Below are 16,552 nucleotides of genomic sequence, written 5' to 3' on the forward strand. Positions count from 1 at the left end.
TATACGCGGCGCCTCCAGTCTGATTTTTTCGGCTGGGGGCGTTTTTTTGTCTGATCATTAAAGGATGGCCCGGTGCCAGATCCCACTGAACCCTCACGAACGCCCAAGGTCGATTAGCTACACGGCTCACACGAGCCGATTTTCTGGAGCTGACCCATGGACATCATTCGTATCATCATCGCCATTCTGCTGCCGCCACTGGGTGTGTTCCTGCAAGTGGGTTTCGCCGGCGCGTTCTGGCTGAACATTCTGCTGACCCTGTGCGGTTACTTCCCGGGCATCATTCACGCGGTGTACATCATCGCCAAGCGCTGAGCCCGTCAGCCTTTTGCGATGAGTCGTGAGTTGCGCTCATTGCGAAAGGCCAGCTGCTCGATGGTCTGGGTGGCATGTTCGGCCTCTTCCCGCGCCTTGAGGATGATGCCGTGCCGCTCGGACTTGCTGCACACCGGGTCGGCATTGCTCGCATCCCCCGTGAGCATGAACGCCTGGCAACGGCAGCCGCCGAAGTCCTTCTCCTTTTCATCGCATGAACGACACGGCTCGGGCATCCAGTCGTAGCCGCGAAAGCGATTGAAGCCAAACGAGTCGTACCAGATGTGCTGCATGCTGTGATCGCGCACATTGGGAAACTGCACCGGCATCTGTCGGGCACCGTGGCAGGGCAGGGCGGTGCCGTCTGGCGTGACTGTCAGAAAAATACTGCCCCAGCCATTCATGCAGGCTTTCGGGCGTTCCTCGTAGTAATCCGGCGTGACGAATATCAGCTTGCACGGGTGGCCTTCGGCTTCGAGCTTGGCGCGGTATTCGTTGGTGATGCGTTCGGCGCGTACCAGTTGTTCCTGGGTCGGCAACAACCCCACACGGTTGAGCTGCGCCCAGCCATAGAACTGGCAGGTGGCGAGCTCGACAAAGTCGGCTTCCAGTGCGATGCACAACTCAATGATGCGGTCGATCTTGTCGATATTGTGCCGATGGGTGACGAAGTTCAGCACCATCGGGTAGCCGTGCGCCTTCACTGCGCGGGCCATTTCCAGCTTTTGCGCGAAGGCTTTTTTCGACCCGGCCAGCAGGTTGTTCACCTGTTCGTCACTGGCCTGAAAGCTGATCTGGATATGGTCCAGGCCGGCTTTCTTGAAGTCGCTGATCTTCTGCTCGGTCAGGCCGATACCCGAGGTGATCAGGTTGGTGTAGAACCCCAGCTTGCGTGCCTCGGCGATCAACTCGGCGAGGTCCTGGCGCACCAGCGGCTCTCCGCCGGAAAAACCCAATTGCGCGGCGCCCATCTCACGAGCCTCGCGAAATACCTTGATCCACTGCTCGGTGCTCAGCTCCTTGCCCTGCTCGGCAAAGTCCAGCGGGTTGGAGCAATACGGGCATTGCAACGGGCAGCGGTAGGTCAGCTCGGCGAGCAACCACAGCGGCAGGCCGATGGCTGGTTTTTCAGGCAAGGGTGATCCAGTGCTCAGCACGGGCGACCTCCATGAATTGCTCGATGTCGTCAGCCAGCTCAGGCACGCCGGGGAATTGCTTATCCAGCTCAGCGATGATCGCCGCCACGTCGCGCTCACCGTCAATCAAGCCACCAATCAGCGCGGCGCTGTCGTTGAGCTTGATCATGCCTTCGGGGTAGAGCAACACGTGGCCTTTTTGCGCGGGTTCGTACTGGTAGCGGTAGCCCTGGCGCCAGGTCGGTTTTCTGCTGCGATCAAAGCTCATAGGGTGATCCCTTTATGCCAGACCCGCTGCTCGGTCACGCTGTGATACGGCGGGCGTTTCAGTTCGTAGGCCATGCTCATGGCATCCAGCATGCTCCACAGGATATCCAGTTTGAACTGGAGAATTTCCAGCATGCGCTCCTGGCCTTCACGGGTGGTGTAGTGCTGCAAGGTGATTGCCAGCCCATGCTCCACATCGCGCCGAGCCTGGCCCAGGCGGGTGCGGAAATATTCGTAACCGGTGGGGTCGATCCATGGGTAGTGCTGCGGCCAGCTGTCGAGGCGCGACTGGTGGATCTGCGGCGCGAACAGCTCGGTGAGCGAGCTGCTGGCGGCTTCCTGCCAACTGGCACGGCGCGCAAAGTTCACGTAGGCGTCTACCGCAAAGCGCACGCCGGGCAGCACCAGTTCCTGGGAACGCAACTGGTCGGGGTCGAGGCCGACCGCCTGGCCTAAACGCAGCCAGGCTTCGATACCGCCGTCTTCACCGGGTGCGCCATCGTGGTCGAGCAGGCGCTGGATCCACTCGCGGCGGATCTCGCGGTCCGGGCAGTTGGCCAGGATCGCCGCGTCTTTCAGCGGGATATTCACCTGATAGTAGAACCGGTTGGCGACCCAGCCCTGGATCTGCTCGCGGGTGGCACGGCCTTCATACATCGCCACATGGTACGGGTGATGAATATGGTAGAAGGCGCCCTTGGCCTTAAGGGCTGCTTCGAATTCAGCGGGCGTCAACGGTGTGTCAGTCATTTCGGTTGCTCCTACAATTCAATGCTCATGCCGTCGTAAGCCACTTCGACGTTGCGCCGCACCAGTTCCGCGCGCTCGGGAGAGTCTTCATCGAGGATCGGGTTGGTGTTGTTGATGTGGATAAGCACCTTGCGCTGCTTGGGCAACTGTTCCAGCACTTCGAGCATGCCACCGGGGCCGTTCTGCGCCAGGTGGCCCATCTCGCGTCCGGTACGGGTGCCGACGCCACGGCGCTGCATTTCGTCGTCGTCCCACATCGTGCCGTCCACCAGCAGGCAATCGCTGCCGGCCATGATCTCCAGCAACGGCGCGTCGACCTTGCCCAGGCCAGGGGCGTAGAACAGTTTGCCGCCGGTGCGCAGGTCTTCGACGATCAGGCCGATGTTGTCGCCTGGGTGCGGGTCGAAGCGGTGCGGCGAGTACGGTGGGGCGGCGCTGCGCAGGGGCAACGGGGTGAAGCGCAGGTTGGGGCAGGCCGGGATGGTGAAGCTGGTATCCAGCTCGATGCGGTTCCAGGCCAGGCCGCTGTTCCAGTGGGTGAGCATGGTGAACAGCGGGAAGCCGGTGCTCAGATCTTCATGGACCATGTCGGTGCACCACACTTGATGCGGACAACCTTCGCGCAGGCTCAGCAGGCCGGTGGTGTGGTCGATCTGGCTGTCCATCAGGATGATGGCGCTGATGCCGGTGTCGCGCAGTGCGCGGCCGGGCTGCATCGGTGCAAAACCCTGGAGTTGTGCGCGGATATCCGGCGAGGCATTGCACAGTACCCAATTCACGCCGTCGTCGGAAATGGCGATGGACGACTGGGTGCGCGCCTGCGCCCGCAGGCTGCCGTCACGAAAACCTGCGCAGTTCACGCAGTTGCAGTTCCACTGCGGGAAGCCACCGCCGGCGGCGGAACCTAGAATCTGGACAAACATGGCCGCTCCATCAAGCAAAGCTCAAAACAAAAACGCCCCGGGCGAACCGAGGCGTTGTATTACCCAGCGGATTAACGGCTGGCGAAGTACATGGTGACTTCGAAGCCGATGCGCAGATCAGTGTAAGCAGGTTTGGACCAAGTCATATTCTTACTCCTACGAAGGGATGGGACGTTTACTACCAAGTAATACATATAGTCCACCTCCAGTCGGAGATGTTCAGATGTGTGCGTAGGAATGTTACTCAATTCTTTTCAAGTTAGCGCTGTCTTGGTGGAAAAAGCCTGTTGCAGGGTTAGCAATGATCAGCCAGCCGGGTGCCAGGTAGCCGAGATGCGCGGGCCATTGGCGACACAGCGCCAGCCGCCTGCAGCGTCGTTCAGTTGCTGTGCAGCGCGCTGCACGTCCTCATGGGTGAGGCGCTGGATCAGCTGCTGGAGCTGTTCCAGGTAACCCGACGAATGACCGGCCAAGCCCGCCTGCCAAAGCAGTTCGGCGGCTTGGGATATGGGTAGCGCCTGGGCTGAGAATTGCTGCGCCAGGGCCAGATTGCCGAGGTCTTCGCGACCGCTGATCAGCGCAGGTAGTTGCGCCATGAAGGCCAGCAGGTGATCAACGATGTCGTCACGGGAGAGGCTGGGCGACTGCACACCAAACAGCAGGCCGGTTTGTCCGTTGATCTGCCGGACTCCGCTGAAGACGGCGTAACCCAATTGCTGCTCGACCCTCAGGCGTTGGTAGAACGGCCCTTGAAGCACGTGCCCAAGCAATCGCCAGGACGCTTCATCGGCCAGGGATTGGCTGGGGGTCGGGCAAAACAGCAGCACGGCGGCTTCGCTTGAGTCGGTATTAACCTCGTGCCACACACGGTTTGCGCTGATGTTTTGAAGACGCTGCTCGGCGTGTGCAGGTTGTCCGGGCAGACGGGCGGCAGCGGTCTTTATCAGCGCCTCACACGCGGCGGGCAGCCCCAGTCCCAGGCCGTGCCAGCGTGCAGTGGCCCAGGATGCAGGTTGCGCGCGGGAGTCGACAGTGCCGGTGGTGCAGCACGTGGGGAGTGCCTTGAGCAGTGCTCGAATGGCGATCATGGGCGTTGGTGCCGACGCCGCCTCTGGCGGCAAGTTCATGCGCTGCGCCAACGCCTCCAGCACGGCTGGCATGGGCTCGTGAAGCCCGATCATTTTTACCAGCCAGTCATTACCCGTGGATTCGACAGATAATTCGACGCCCGCCTGGCGCGCATCCTCACGCAATGGCTGCAAGGTGCTTTCCAGTCCGGCAGGCACGGGCGCGTCGAAGCGCCACTGCACGTACAGCGCGCCCTCGTCGCTGTCATCCGCCAAGGCTTGGCTGAACGTCAGCGCCGCTACGTCCCTTCGCCCCCGTGAACGATCCTGGGCAAACGTGCGCAAGCCTCGGTGAGCGCTGGTTTGACCGCGAATCAGGCCGGCGCGTTCTTCTTTGATCGGTGGGCGCAGGAATGGGTTGTTCGGCGGCAGTTGCCAACGCTGTCCGGCGGGCGGCAAGTGCAGTGAATCAAGCAGGGCCTTGAGCGCAGCGACGCCCTGTTCACTGAGGTCTTCGCTGTCGTTTCGGGCCAATGCCAGGGCGCCCTGGGTCTGTTGTTGGCGAGCGTTCAGCAGGGCGAACTCTTCGCGCAGTGGCGTCCACTCGCTGTGTGCGAAAAAGCTCAACCAGTCGTGCAGCAGCGCCTCAATGTGTGTCGCCGGTTCGTCTGCGGCATCGAGCGTAAAGTCGATATTCAAGACGGCTTGCCCCGCAAAGTGGTACAGCACTGACCCCCGCAGGGCGCTGGCCAAGTGTCGGGTTTTCAACTCGGCGAGCAGCCCGCCCGGGGCACTGGCATTGAGCCAGGTGCAGAGGAAGTCCAGGGCTTCACGGGGCGCGTCACAGATCATGACGTGGTGCAGGTGGCCGCTGTCGATGTGTTGATAACGCCGAACCTGGCCTTGCATCAAGGCCGGTGGTGATGCCTGCGGATGCCAGTGGCCTGGGATCAGTTGCGCGCCGAACTGCTGCGCCAGGCCTTCCAGCTCTTCCAGCGATTGTGGGCCGGCGAGGCTCAAGGTCATCTGCCCGCTTTGATAGAAATGCGCGTGGAATTCCCGCAGTGCTTGTTGAAATGCCTCACGCTCCACCGGCAGGCTGTCACGGTTGCCGGCGTGAAAACCGCGCAGCGGATGATCGGCTGCCAGGCCGGCCAGCAGCGCTACTTGCTGCTGTGCCTGGGCATCCTGGGACCAGGCGATGTACTCGGCGTGCAGCACTTCGCGCTCGCGCAATTGATCTTCCAGGTCCAGGCGCGGATGAGCCAGCATGTCCGCCAGGCGCTCCAATCCAGCGGCAAAGGTCGACACCGGCAGTTCGAAGAAGAAGTCGGTGGTGCGTTCGCGGGTACTGGCGTTGATCTGGCCACCGTGGCGCTGCACGTAGGCCATCAGCCCTTCGCCCGCAGGAAATCGCTCAGTGCCCAGAAACAACAGATGTTCCAGAAAGTGCGCCAGGCCCGGCCAGGCGAGCGGTACGTCGTGGCTGCCCGCCGCCACCCGTAGAACAGCGGCACAGCGCTTCAAGCGAGGCGCGTGGCGCAGGGAAATCCGTAGGCCATTGGCGAGGGTCAGGTGTGTGTGGTGAGGGTGGGCCGGCGCAGGCATGGGCACTTCCGAAACGTAGGAAGCGCCTATGCTAGCAAACCCGCCAGTTCAGGGCTTGTACAGCGTGCCGTACAACTCTGGGCGCCGGTCTTGCAGGTAGTGATTGGCGGCGCGCGCGTCGAGGAGCGACTGGCGCTCCAGTGTGCCGACGATCAAGGCTTCATCCAGGCCGGCCTGGGCGATTCGCTGGCCATCCGGTGCGGCGATGCTGCTTTGTCCGCAGTACTGGATATCGTCTTCGTGCCCGCAGTAATTGGCGTAAGCCACATAGCACTGGTTCTCGAAGGCTCGCGCCCGCACGGTGACATCGGCGACAAAGTCGAACGGCACCATGTTGGCGGTGGGCACCAGGATCAGCTCGGCGCCGGCCAAGGCCAGGCGTCGGGTGTTCTCCGGGAACTCGAGGTCATAGCAGATCAAGAACCCCAGCTTCCATCCGTTGAGCTCCACCAGCGGGAAATCATCTTCGCCGGCACTGAACATCGAGTGGTCCAGATCGCCGAACAGATGGGTCTTGCGGTAGTTGCACAGGCGCTGGCCGTGGCTGTCGATCAGTTGTACGGCGTTGTAGACCTGCCCATCGTCGGCGCGCTCCGGGTAGCCGTACAGAATCGCCAGCCCGGCGTTTTGCGCGATTTCGGCGATGGCTTGCGCAGACTCCCCATCCTGGGCCTCGGCCAAGGCACCCACGGCTTCGGCACCGATGTTGTAACCGGTGAGGAACATCTCCGGCAGCACCAGCACATCGGCATCGGTCGCTTCATGCGCGAGCTGGTGCAGGCGCTTGAGGTTCCCGGCTACATCCAGCGGTAGCGGCGGGCATTGGTACAGGGCGACACGCATGGCATAACTCCTTAATCGGCCAGGGCAATCGGCCCGATTTCATCAAATACATCACCCGGCCCCGGGTTCTCGGGGTGAGTGCTGCCACCGAAGTGGGTCATGATGCCCCACACCGCGTTCAGTGAGGTTTGTACTGCGCCTTCAACCCAGGCGGGCGTCCAGGACACGTCGTCACCGGCGATAAAAATCCCACGTTGTTCGGCGGGCATGTCCTTCTGCATGAAGTGCGCATACATACGCTGGTTGTAGCGGTAATGACCCGGAAGCGCACCTTTGAAGGCTCCGAGAAAGTGCGGGTCGGCTTCCCAGGACACGGTGATCGGGTCGCCGATGATGCGCGCCTTGATGTCGACTTTCGGGTAGATCTTGTTCAAGGCGTCCAGGGCCAGTTTCACCCGTTTGTCGATGGGTTGCGGGAGCATTTTCAGCGCGTCGCTCATCCACGAGTACGACAGGCAGATCACCCCTGGCTTGTCGTCGCCGTTGTCGAAAAGGTAAGTGCCGCGCGTGAGGCGATCGGTGAGGGTCATGCTCATCAGGTCGCGGCCGGTTTCCGGGTCTTTGTCTTTCCAGAACGGGCGGTCGACCATCACGAAGGTCTTCGACGATTGCATGTAGCGCGTGCGGTCCAGCGCCATCCACATCTTTTGCGAGAACAGGGTTTCATCGCACTCGATCTGGGTGGTCAGCAGCCAGCTTTGGCAGGTGGTGAGCACGGCCGCGTATTCGCGGGTATCGCCGTAGTTGTCGGTCACCGCGAAACGGCCATCGGCCGCATGGGCGATGCGCTTGACCCCGGCCCGTGGTGCACCGCAGTGCAGCGAGCTCAGGCTGGTACCGGCGGGCCAATGGGCGCAACGCTGCGGCACATGGCGCCAGATGCCCATCGGCACCTGGGCCACGCCACCGACGACCAAATGTTGGTGGTCGTCGCAATTGGTCATGACCACGCGGAAAATTTCCAGCATGGAGTTGGGGAAGTCCGAGTCCCAGCCGCCGGTGCCGAAACCCACCTGGCCAAACACTTCACGGTGGTGGAACGACAACTTGGCGAAGGCCTTGGAGGTGGCCACGAAGTCGTAGAAAGTGCGGTCGTCCCACAAGGGCACCAGCGTGTTCCACAGCGCCTTGAGGCGCGGCACATCGCGGTCGCGGATGGCTTGCTGGATGTCGCCGAATTGCGAGCCGGCTTCCAGGGCATCGGCCCAGGCGTCAGCCACTTCCTGGAACAGCGCAGGCAAATCGGACAGCTTTTGTGCGTAGTGGGTCTGGCCTTCCAGATCGATCACCGTACTGCCGGAGGCCGGCGTCAGTGGGTTCGGGAAGGGTTTGGTTTCCAGGCCCAGCTTGTCGACGTAGTGATAGAACGCGGTGGATGACACCGGAAAGCGCATGCCGCCCAGCTCGGCGATGATGCCTTCGGCTCCTTCGAACGCCTGGGAGCGCAAACGGCCGCCCATCTTCGAGGCCTCATACACTACGGGTTTGAGGCCCAGTTTCATCAGCTCGTAGGCGGCGACCAGCCCGGCGATACCGGCGCCGACGATGGCCACTTCGGCGCCATGGTTGGCGGCGGGGATGCTGCCGAGTCCGGCTGGGTGTTCGATCCAGTCATCAAAGGCGAACGGAAAATCCGGGCCGAAGATGGTGATGGGCTTTTTACCGTCTGCAGGGTGGCGATTGGTCTTGCTGATGGTGCTGGACGGAATGCTCATGGCTGGCCCTTGCTGGCGACTCGGCGGGAAGCGACCCGTTGAGTATAGGAAAAGATGGCAGCCAGTTTAGGCAGCGTTGCGCTCGTTAATAAGACGCAAAGTGCCGTCGGAATGAATTGTTTTTAGTCATAGTGACGAGATTGGCGGTCAGATTGGTTGTGCACGATCCAGTTTGTTACTGAGGATGATCGAAGTGGTGGTCTTTTCAACGCCGTCTACGCTGCCGATCTGGTCCAGCAATTGATCGAGCTGCTCCGGCGAGTCGGTGCGCAACCAGGCCACGTAATCGAACTCACCGCTCACTGCGCACAGTTGCTGAACCTGGGCCATGGCGCTCAGCCTGCGCAGCACTTCTTTGCCCGAGCGCGGTTGCACGGTGATCCCCACATAGGCTTGCAAACCACCATCCACCACCCGTTGGCCAAGGCGCACACCATAACCGGTGATCACTTGGGTTTTCTCCAGGCGTGCCAGGCGCGACGTCACCGTGGTGCGCGCGATGCCCAGTTGCCGGGCAAGCATGGCCACGCTTTCGCGGGCATTGATCTGCAGGGCGGCGATCAGTTGGCGATCGATTTCATCTAGAACAGGCACGTGAGGCTCCGTGACGGGCGGCAATGGGAACGCATGTTACAGGCATGGATCGGCCAGCAGGCAGCATTCAGCGTGGTCTGGCGGCCGGCGCGGTTGAACTAAACTCGGGGCAACTGACGCCCACAGAGGTTTGAACTGATGACACTCGCACCCTTTCACCTGGCAATTCCGGTATTCGATCTCGCCGCTGCACGCCACTTCTACGGCGAAGTGTTTGGGTTGGAGGAGGGCCGCTCCAGCGAACACTGGGTCGACTTCAACTTCTTCGGCCATCAGTTGGTGATCCACGAACACCCGAAAACCGCCTCCCAGGAAGCCGCCCATACCAACGCTGTCGACGGCCACGACGTGCCCGTGCCGCATTTTGGCGTAGTGCTGGGCTGGGAAGATTGGCACGCCCTGGCAGACCGTTTAAAGGCGCGGCAGACGAAGTTTGTGTTGGAACCGCATATTCGGTTCAAGGGACAGGTGGGTGAGCAGGCGACATTGTTCCTGTTCGACCCGTGCGGCAATGCGTTGGAATTCAAGGCATTCAGGGATATTGGGCAGTTGTTTGCGAAATAAGGTTGTAGGCAGCCCCCACGCAAAACGTCTGTGCCAGACACACAAAAGCCGCGCAATGCGCGGCTTTCGAATTGGTGGGCCCACACGGACTTGAACCGTGGACCAAAGGATTATGAGTCCAAAAAAAACTTAATAGCCATAGCTAAAACGCTGGGATAGTACGGTTTTACGAGATATATGCCGCCAGTTTCTGAAAATATTACCTTCTGGTGTGGACGGTATGTGGACGGAAAAATCGTCCAGTACTTCGCCCTCCTTCATCACGTTTCACGACGCGAAATCCACTATCTGCACGTCATCCTTCAGCAGCGCTGAATCAAGCTGCTAGCTTCGCTGCTTTTCGAATTTCACAAAACGAACATGAGATGTCCGTCGGCGGGAGGGGGAAAAGTGCTTTCTCCTCCTGACTTTTCCCTGGTGCTGACCCTTCATCGCTGTATTCATTGAGCACTTCATCGGGTCGTGAGGCCGGTGCCTGGATCTTGATGTACTGTTTGCATGTACAGTATTGAGCGTTGGATTTGATTGCTCATGAATGACATTGAAGAAAGCGAGTTGGCTATTTCTTCTAGGGCTGCTTGGCAGGTGCTATTGGCGGATCAGCAGGAGCTGCTTAAGCATCCTGCTACTCATCACAAGACTTTGATAATTGGTGCTCATGCGCTGCACAGGGCCCAATTAATTGATAGTTATGATCTCAGTGACCTTCTTGAACAAGCTGATAGTGCGCTGGCGTACGCCGTAGAAGCGCTGCTAGATGACTGGCAAGGAGGTTAAAGCTGATGCACATGTTGATAACCCCAATGCGCCGCAAAGGCATTGCTTTGAGTGCGATCGAACGGCGGAATTACAAAGCGATCAGAGGAGATGTGCGAGTAGCGTCTGAGGCATCTACTGATCTTGGGCGCAGTGCATATGTCGCAACCGTTAGCTCAGGCTGGCCATTGGAGCCGTCACCGTTACCTCAACTGCTAGACGCAACGCTGGCAGGAATGGCACCAAACGGTTTCGTGTTGAGCGGAATTGAGTATGTGGAAGGCTGTGCTTACGCCCAGTCTTGGTGGTGTCGGGTGGAATAACGTCAGAGATGAGGAGATGGGGCTCCACTGGTGGGTGTCGTATGATTTCTATCCAGCTGAAAACCTTCGATGCAGCTTTTTGCCAGGCAATCCATATTCCTCATCTTTATTTCTCTATCGCTTTAGGCTGGATTTCTGCGTGATCACTCGCGGCTTTTGCGTGATTTTTTATTATTAGCAAATAGTATTTTGATTTCGTTTGGTTTTTGCTGATACGGATTAGCATATTAGCGTTGTAACGCTTTAACGCTTTAACGCTTTAACGCTTTAATGCCGTAACTGCGTAACTGCGTAACTGCGTAACTGCGTAACTGCGTAACTGCGTAACTGCGTAACTGCGTAACGCAGTGCTCTAAAATCCTGCAAAAAAAGTTTAAAAAAATTGTGGTGTTTTTTTCAGAAGTCAGTTGTAATTCTCTGGCAAGCAGGTGCTTGCACTAGCACCCGTCGGATGTCGACGGGCATCTAAAACGCAAATGGGATTAGCTCATGGGCAAAGTGTTTGATTTTTACAGGAGTACACGATTTGGCAGGCGAGGAAAAGAAACAAAGTCAAGATGTTGAGCAGCAGATTCAATCGGCGCTTCTGAAACATCCGGAAGTAATTGTCGATTTTAAGAAGGGAACACCGTTTTTTCGCGTTCAACCAACCCGGCACGAGGATCCTGTCTTCTACAACAAAAACTCTGATAGTAGATATGGGGATTTGAATAAGGAGATCGGGGTTTGTTATGTGGCTGCCAACAGTGCGGTTGCTATTGCTGAGACGCTTCAGCATGGCGGTGAGGGGCCAGGCTCGCCTGTCTTGATGTCAGAGATTCAGGGGATGTCGGTGCACGAGCTAGCTGCGGATAGAGATCTCCGCTTGGTAGACGTGGCGAGGATGAGCGCTTATGCAGGGGGCCACAAGCTCAGGCATCTTGTCGAGGCGAAGGGTCAAGGTAGTGAAGGGTATGTACTTACCCAGACAGTAAGTGCCGCATGCATGAGGCTTAGCAAGGAGATCGATGGTTTCCTCTATACCTCCACGGTATTCCCCGCAGCCTCAAACGACGGTTGCAACTTCGTGTTGTTTGAGGGAAGAAAAAAACAGTTAGTACCAGTGAGCTCCAAACCTTTAGCAGAGGTTGAGCTTGCGAACGGTCAAACAGCGATTGAGTTCTTGGCAGACCTGGACGTGACCGTAGAGTAAAGGGTTGGGCTTCCCCTTTAGGGAAGCCCAGCTTTACTTACCCATTTCCAAGCGATTCTTGAAGTCGCGTACAATTATCTGGAATGCGGGATCTGTGTCCAGAAGCTTATAACGAGGCTGCACGTTTTTGGGCTCGCCAGGATTGGAGTAGTCCATAGTGTTGGCGAGAAACCCAATCAGTAGATTTACCTTAGGCTCATCTTCCGGATCAATCTCCAATGCCTTAAGCAGTTTTGTTATTGACGCTGCGGCTTTGTTGTTTTCGAACTGAAAGTCAGGGTAGTACTTGCGTCGATTGTTGGTGTAAGCAATGACTTGTCCGGATTTGGTTTTCTTACTCAACGCCTGTTTTGAGATTCCAAGTATCTGGCATGCATCGCCTGCGTCTAGAAGGTCGTACGATGATTTAACCGCCTCAAACGCTTTTGATTTCATCTGGGCGAAGGCAATTTCATTACGAGCTTTGATACTTAATGGCTTCTCGCTACTTTTACCTGCCTTTTTAATAATGACAGCTAAAGCCTTGTCGTCATCGAGCTTTGCAGCATTGATAACCTCGGATTCGGACACGGTGTTCATCCGGGCTATGAATTTCTGCACGAGCGAGGCTTTAGCGTCGTCAAGTGATTTGACGCTGCTTTGGGATCTCTCAATCGTAGCTGTGTTCATAGGCTTCTCCTTTCGTTACTCAAATGTGAGCAACGGGAAAAGCTTACTGCTTGCTAAACATTTGTGTCAACCTGTCAACCTGTCCACTCGTCAACAAAATATTGCCGTTAGCCTCTTTCGGTGTCACACATGTCTTTTTCCTAATAGGCATCCCACGCGCCTTTAGGAACTGTCCGGCAGACCCGCACCCAGCGTCGTTCTGATCATGACTTTCCCTTTGGCATTGGGTCATAAGGGTGTTGTCAGGATCCTAATCAGTGCGATTTCTTCGGAATAACACCTTCGGCCAGGGCTTCAACGCTCAAAGCGTGTCATTCGATGTCGACCGATCTTTCTGCATTTCGTTGGGAGCGCGCGCGGATCGTCGAGAGCTTTTCGATTTGACAGTGGCCTCGCTAATCTCAAGTGAGATCGAGTTTTTCATTGTCGAGCCCTGCTCGGATCCTGTCCGCGGGTGCTACGAGTCCCATCAGGCTATCGCGATTAAGGCTCTGGGTGCGGGTTGGGAGCGGGTTTTGATCTTTGAGGATGACGCCAAGCCTTACAAGCTATGCCCAAGGCAAACTCGTTGGATCAACCGGTTTCTGCGGCGGGGCCAGTTCGAAGCGCTCCATCTGGGTTATACCATGGGCCGTACCTGGTTGACCTGGTTCCCATACATCGCGCGGGGGAAGGTTGTGGCGCTTCATGCGTACATCCTTTCTCGTGAGGGTTGTCGGGTGTTAGCTGAAACCCCCTATAGCGGCGTGCCAGTGGATGTCATGTTCAAGCGGAGAATGAAACAGCATTGTGTCTTCCCTATGCTATTTCGTCAGCAGCCTGCAGCTATTACAGGCAGCAATATAGAAGCACGTGCGTTGAATGATGATGAATGGTGGCAGCGAAATTGGCGTAAGCACCAATTGTCGCCGCTCAAGAATTTCTGGAGAACACTGATGCGCATCAGATTTTGACTGGTGTGGGTCCAACCTGCTCGGCCGACCCCGTGACTGAACGGTTACGGCTTGTAGAAGGCCTGTGATCCGGCTGACGAAAAAATGCAGCTGTGCTCGGGCCTGCGACTGAGAGGCTGTCCACATCCATCAGCAGTTGCGCGGGCGGGCTTAAGAGAGAGCAAATCAAGCTGTAAGGCACAAAATATAAGGCTCGGAGATAAGAGTCCGTCGTTCTGCCGGGTGAGGTTTCGCGGTGATTTCAATTGCCAGACGAATGGTTGCCCACATTGGCGGGCCCATCAAGCACCGGAGACGCTGATGAATACTGCTCCGAAAATGTTTACGAATGGCTAAACAGATTTCTATCATCACTTTGGTGGGAAATGCATTTGCATAGTTACAAGAAAAGATAATAGTATGCATGCAAGGTCGAATAAACCACTGGAGAGATTGACGCATTTGTCAACCGTGATTACGACCCTAGACCGATGACATCCCTGAATGTATTCAACCGAGAGCAAGCCTCCCTTGACCAACGGAGGAACAACCATGAGCCAAAATATTTTCGAATTGTTCACAGACGATCCTGTGGAATTCAACATGAAGCACCTGAAAACCCAGCTATTCCTCGTCCTGATCACCCTGATCCGGCAAAAAGGCTGGAATCAAGCCACGGCTGCGCACGAGCTGAGCATTACCAAGCCGCGTATGAGCAATCTGTTCAAGGGGTATTTAGAGAAATTTTCGATTGATGCGCTGCTGCAGATGCTGGTGCGAATCGGCTACAAAGTGGACGCGGATTTTGACCCCGAAAACAAAGCGCAGCCTCTGGTGATGAATCTGAAAAAAGCGATGCTCTAACACATCGCTATCCTCACGCTTATACGGCCTTGAGTTCGCTCCTCAGGGTTTTTAAGCGCTTCTCAACCACGTTTTTTATCTGCCTATCAGGGCCATTCGTGGTTTTCTCGCAAACGTGTAGCACATATATCAACCCGGGCTGGCCGGTGTAATAGATGCAGCGCCAACCGGGTCTCCCTTTTATTTTGAGTTCGTAGACTCCATGTCCTAGGGAGCTCAACGGGCTTACTTCGCAGGTTAGAGGCAACCCGTTCTGTAAGAGGGTGAGGTTGGTAACGAAGCAGTCGCGGATCCTTTCGGGCGCTTTCTGCATTTCCTTAGCTACCGCTGCCTCTGGGTGGTTCTTTACCAGTCTTTTACTTGTGTCGTTTTCGCTGATGTCGCGTTTTTTCTGGGCCACGATGTGGGTCCCTCCGATTGATTGTTAAAGGCTTCAGGAAAGGTTTCATTGATACTTCCTCTTTAGGTTGTGGGGTAAGACGGTCACGCCGGTCGTCCGGCGCCCATCTCTGACTTGCTCCCTGGTGTGTGCAGTCGGCAAGTCCGTCGTCGGTCAGATAAATGACCGAGCGGATGTAGGTTATCAGAACCGATAACGGTTGGCTTGTGTTTGGAGTGCAACTTGGCTTGATCTTCTTAATCGTTGACGGGTGGTCGGTTAGCAATCTTGATTGGACGTCTGGATTAAGGTGTGCAGGCAGCCAAATACACGCCATAGTGGTCTTGTGGGTATCCCTTCTTTGTCACTTTAGGATTGCGAATCATGCCTATGCCGCACACATCAACCTTCATACAGCGACTAGGCGAGCTTCGTCATAGAGCGCCTGGAGTGGCCAAGTTAACCGCCCGGATTGCTGCAGCTATCGAGCCTGAGCGCTTACGTTTGGATGCTGACGATCTTGAGCGGGTTTTATTCGATCATGCCAATGCGCTCGCCTGGCAGCTCCCGTCATGTGCAACGCGTCTTTCCGTATGGCTCAATCATTTGGCAATGGACGAAGTAAAAGCGTTGGAGCATCGTGACGTATCGGTCTTTATAAACGAGGCGGCGACACTTGGCGGACCCGCCAGTGTTGTGGCGGGTTGAGTGGGAGAGCTTTTCGGCAGGGCGGTGGTTGTTTGTCCATAAATGCGGCTGCGTTATGTAAGGAGTGCAAGGTTTATTTAATTGAGCCTGTTAATTCTTCCGCTCTCATCAACCCCCGCCCAACCCATTCCGCCACCTGCGTAACAACGGCATTTCCGGCACCAAAAGCCTCCGCAAGGTTGGCCGCATCCAGTCCGAGGCAAAGCCCATCATTTTCAGCCGTTCGCTGCCGCTCAACCATCTGATCCCATCCGTCCGGCTCAGCGACGAAAGTGGTACAGCCCATAGCGATCTGCGATCCCGCTTTGTTTGCCAATAAAGTATTGGCAGCCCAGGCATCCGCGGGCCGTGGCCAGTGCTGCGATTGAGACGCTGGAGATATTGCGTCCACTGGCGCGGCGTCAGCCAGGAGCTGGAGGGGGGGCATGCGTCGATAACCCGCGACCAGGAATATGCGGCGACGTTGCTGGGGGACTCCGAAATATTGAGCATTAAGCACTCGCCAAAATCCCACATACCCGCAGTCCGCAAGGGCCCGGATGACTGTCTCAAAGTCGCGGCTATCGTTGACAGCGAGCAGGTTAACGACGTTCTCAAGGACCACCCAGCGAGGTTGTGTTTCCTTGAGGATTCGTATGACTTCCCAAAACAGTCCGCTGCGTTCGCCTTGCAGGCCTCGCGTGGCGCGGTTGCTTTCCCGGCAGCCGGCGATGCTGATGTCCTGGCAGGGGAAGCCGGCGGTGATGACATCGACGGCAGACAGGTTGTGAACCCCGCATTTGCGCACGTCTTCAAATTGGCGTGCATGGGGAAATCGATCGGCAAGCACAGCCCGGTTGATGGGGTTAAGTTCGACTTGCCAGGCGGTGCGGTATCCGGCGTTTTCAAATCCGACATCAAAGCCTCCAATGCCTGCGAACAGGCTGCCAATGGTGGGTTGTTGCATT

Annotated in this window: 20 protein-coding genes; 8 read left to right on the plus strand and 12 right to left on the minus strand. The window is 57.1% G+C overall.

The genetic code is table 11. The features are described from left to right. Window positions 1–156 precede the first annotated feature (156 nt). The gene (locus AD670_RS30795) at window positions 157–315 is read left to right on the plus strand and encodes a YqaE/Pmp3 family membrane protein (protein ID WP_010207008.1); all 159 of its coding nucleotides are present in this window, start codon (window positions 157–159) and stop codon (window positions 313–315) included. Window positions 316–320: 5 nt separating this feature from the next. Here the strand turns inward: AD670_RS30795 and pqqE are convergent, their stop codons facing one another. From pqqE to AD670_RS09790, 9 genes are all read right to left on the minus strand, one after another. After that, window positions 321–1,451 (minus strand): pyrroloquinoline quinone biosynthesis protein PqqE, encoded by a 1,131-nt coding sequence (pqqE, locus tag AD670_RS09755; protein WP_053131075.1) that lies wholly within the window; start codon window positions 1,449–1,451, stop codon window positions 321–323. Then, window positions 1,444–1,719, minus strand: coding sequence for a pyrroloquinoline quinone biosynthesis peptide chaperone PqqD (gene pqqD / locus AD670_RS09760; RefSeq protein ID WP_053131077.1), 276 nt, complete (start codon window positions 1,717–1,719; stop codon window positions 1,444–1,446). The genes pqqE and pqqD overlap by 8 nt, the downstream gene beginning before the upstream one ends. Beyond that, complete coding sequence (gene pqqC, locus AD670_RS09765; protein ID WP_053131079.1) at window positions 1,716–2,468, minus strand: pyrroloquinoline-quinone synthase PqqC; 753 nt, start codon at window positions 2,466–2,468, stop codon at window positions 1,716–1,718. Before pqqC ends, pqqD begins: the two co-directional genes overlap by 4 nt. Before the next feature lie 11 nt (window positions 2,469–2,479). Beyond that, window positions 2,480–3,391 carry a pyrroloquinoline quinone biosynthesis protein PqqB gene (pqqB, locus tag AD670_RS09770; RefSeq protein ID WP_053131082.1) on the minus strand — a complete coding sequence of 304 codons (912 nt, stop codon included), beginning with the start codon at window positions 3,389–3,391 and terminating at the stop codon, window positions 2,480–2,482. 71 nt (window positions 3,392–3,462) lie between these two features. Beyond that, window positions 3,463–3,537, minus strand: a complete 75-nt coding sequence (gene pqqA, locus AD670_RS30800) for a pyrroloquinoline quinone precursor peptide PqqA (RefSeq protein WP_003194766.1) — start codon at window positions 3,535–3,537, stop codon at window positions 3,463–3,465. Window positions 3,538–3,696: 159 nt separating this feature from the next. Continuing rightward, on the minus strand, window positions 3,697–6,066 hold the full coding sequence (gene pqqF, locus AD670_RS09775) for a pyrroloquinoline quinone biosynthesis protein PqqF (protein WP_053131085.1): 2,370 nt from the start codon (window positions 6,064–6,066) through the stop codon (window positions 3,697–3,699). 48 nt (window positions 6,067–6,114) lie between these two features. Next, the gene (locus tag AD670_RS09780) at window positions 6,115–6,909 is read right to left on the minus strand and encodes a carbon-nitrogen hydrolase family protein (RefSeq protein ID WP_053131088.1); all 795 of its coding nucleotides are present in this window, start codon (window positions 6,907–6,909) and stop codon (window positions 6,115–6,117) included. Between the two features lie 11 nt (window positions 6,910–6,920). Continuing rightward, window positions 6,921–8,603: an NAD(P)/FAD-dependent oxidoreductase gene (locus AD670_RS09785; protein ID WP_053131235.1), complete on the minus strand. Its 1,683-nt coding sequence runs from the start codon at window positions 8,601–8,603 to the stop codon at window positions 6,921–6,923. A gap of 168 nt (window positions 8,604–8,771) precedes the next feature. Beyond that, window positions 8,772–9,218, minus strand: a complete 447-nt coding sequence (locus AD670_RS09790; protein ID WP_053131091.1) for an Lrp/AsnC family transcriptional regulator — start codon at window positions 9,216–9,218, stop codon at window positions 8,772–8,774. Between the two features lie 138 nt (window positions 9,219–9,356). On the opposite strand from AD670_RS09790, the gene AD670_RS09795 reads away from it, so the two are divergent. From AD670_RS09795 to AD670_RS09805, 4 genes are all read left to right on the plus strand, one after another. Further along, window positions 9,357–9,782, plus strand: coding sequence for a VOC family protein (locus tag AD670_RS09795; protein WP_053131093.1), 426 nt, complete (start codon window positions 9,357–9,359; stop codon window positions 9,780–9,782). Between the two features lie 531 nt (window positions 9,783–10,313). Continuing rightward, window positions 10,314–10,559: a hypothetical protein gene (locus AD670_RS09800; protein ID WP_053131096.1), complete on the plus strand. Its 246-nt coding sequence runs from the start codon at window positions 10,314–10,316 to the stop codon at window positions 10,557–10,559. Between the two features lie 5 nt (window positions 10,560–10,564). Then, on the plus strand, window positions 10,565–10,861 hold the full coding sequence (locus AD670_RS31935; protein WP_082340946.1) for a hypothetical protein: 297 nt from the start codon (window positions 10,565–10,567) through the stop codon (window positions 10,859–10,861). Window positions 10,862–11,387: 526 nt separating this feature from the next. Next, window positions 11,388–12,053, plus strand: a complete 666-nt coding sequence (locus tag AD670_RS09805) for an RES family NAD+ phosphorylase (RefSeq protein WP_053131099.1) — start codon at window positions 11,388–11,390, stop codon at window positions 12,051–12,053. A gap of 33 nt (window positions 12,054–12,086) precedes the next feature. Here the strand turns inward: AD670_RS09805 and AD670_RS09810 are convergent, their stop codons facing one another. Then, complete coding sequence (locus AD670_RS09810) at window positions 12,087–12,722, minus strand: helix-turn-helix domain-containing protein (RefSeq protein WP_172681460.1); 636 nt, start codon at window positions 12,720–12,722, stop codon at window positions 12,087–12,089. A 257-nt stretch (window positions 12,723–12,979) separates the two neighbouring features. On the opposite strand from AD670_RS09810, the gene AD670_RS09815 reads away from it, so the two are divergent. Beyond that, window positions 12,980–13,675 carry a hypothetical protein gene (locus tag AD670_RS09815; protein WP_256243889.1) on the plus strand — a complete coding sequence of 232 codons (696 nt, stop codon included), beginning with the start codon at window positions 12,980–12,982 and terminating at the stop codon, window positions 13,673–13,675. 531 nt (window positions 13,676–14,206) lie between these two features. Further along, on the plus strand, window positions 14,207–14,518 hold the full coding sequence (locus tag AD670_RS09820) for a helix-turn-helix domain-containing protein (RefSeq protein ID WP_053131102.1): 312 nt from the start codon (window positions 14,207–14,209) through the stop codon (window positions 14,516–14,518). A gap of 19 nt (window positions 14,519–14,537) precedes the next feature. Here the strand turns inward: AD670_RS09820 and AD670_RS09825 are convergent, their stop codons facing one another. Next, complete coding sequence (locus tag AD670_RS09825) at window positions 14,538–14,918, minus strand: type II toxin-antitoxin system RelE/ParE family toxin (RefSeq protein ID WP_053131105.1); 381 nt, start codon at window positions 14,916–14,918, stop codon at window positions 14,538–14,540. 429 nt (window positions 14,919–15,347) lie between these two features. On the opposite strand from AD670_RS09825, the gene AD670_RS31435 reads away from it, so the two are divergent. Then, window positions 15,348–15,605, plus strand: a complete 258-nt coding sequence (locus tag AD670_RS31435) for a hypothetical protein (RefSeq protein WP_156338188.1) — start codon at window positions 15,348–15,350, stop codon at window positions 15,603–15,605. 73 nt (window positions 15,606–15,678) lie between these two features. Here the strand turns inward: AD670_RS31435 and AD670_RS09830 are convergent, their stop codons facing one another. After that, window positions 15,679–16,551, minus strand: a complete 873-nt coding sequence (locus AD670_RS09830) for a DNA cytosine methyltransferase (protein WP_053131108.1) — start codon at window positions 16,549–16,551, stop codon at window positions 15,679–15,681. Between the last annotated feature and the right edge of the window lies 1 nt (window position 16,552).

The sequence above is a fragment of the Pseudomonas sp. MIACH genome (genome assembly GCF_001269925.1).
Taxonomy (GTDB): Bacteria; Pseudomonadota; Gammaproteobacteria; order Pseudomonadales; family Pseudomonadaceae; genus Aquipseudomonas.

Excerpts from the sequence above, each read along its gene's own strand:
- AD670_RS09820 (WP_053131102.1), top strand. The coding sequence starts at position 14,207 with ATGAGCCAAAATATTTTCGAATTGTTCACAGACGATCCTGTGGAATTC.
- AD670_RS09800 (WP_053131096.1), top strand. The coding sequence starts at position 10,314 with ATGAATGACATTGAAGAAAGCGAGTTGGCTATTTCTTCTAGGGCTGCT.
- AD670_RS09795 (WP_053131093.1), top strand. The coding sequence starts at position 9,357 with ATGACACTCGCACCCTTTCACCTGGCAATTCCGGTATTCGATCTCGCC.
- AD670_RS09810 (WP_172681460.1), bottom strand. The coding sequence starts at position 12,722 with ATGAACACAGCTACGATTGAGAGATCCCAAAGCAGCGTCAAATCACTT.
- AD670_RS30795 (WP_010207008.1), top strand. The coding sequence starts at position 157 with ATGGACATCATTCGTATCATCATCGCCATTCTGCTGCCGCCACTGGGT.
- AD670_RS31935 (WP_082340946.1), top strand. The coding sequence starts at position 10,565 with ATGCACATGTTGATAACCCCAATGCGCCGCAAAGGCATTGCTTTGAGT.
- pqqC (WP_053131079.1), bottom strand. The coding sequence starts at position 2,468 with ATGACTGACACACCGTTGACGCCCGCTGAATTCGAAGCAGCCCTTAAG.
- AD670_RS09780 (WP_053131088.1), bottom strand. The coding sequence starts at position 6,909 with ATGCGTGTCGCCCTGTACCAATGCCCGCCGCTACCGCTGGATGTAGCC.
- pqqF (WP_053131085.1), bottom strand. The coding sequence starts at position 6,066 with ATGCCTGCGCCGGCCCACCCTCACCACACACACCTGACCCTCGCCAAT.
- pqqD (WP_053131077.1), bottom strand. The coding sequence starts at position 1,719 with ATGAGCTTTGATCGCAGCAGAAAACCGACCTGGCGCCAGGGCTACCGC.
- pqqB (WP_053131082.1), bottom strand. The coding sequence starts at position 3,391 with ATGTTTGTCCAGATTCTAGGTTCCGCCGCCGGCGGTGGCTTCCCGCAG.
- AD670_RS09830 (WP_053131108.1), bottom strand. The coding sequence starts at position 16,551 with ATGCAACAACCCACCATTGGCAGCCTGTTCGCAGGCATTGGAGGCTTT.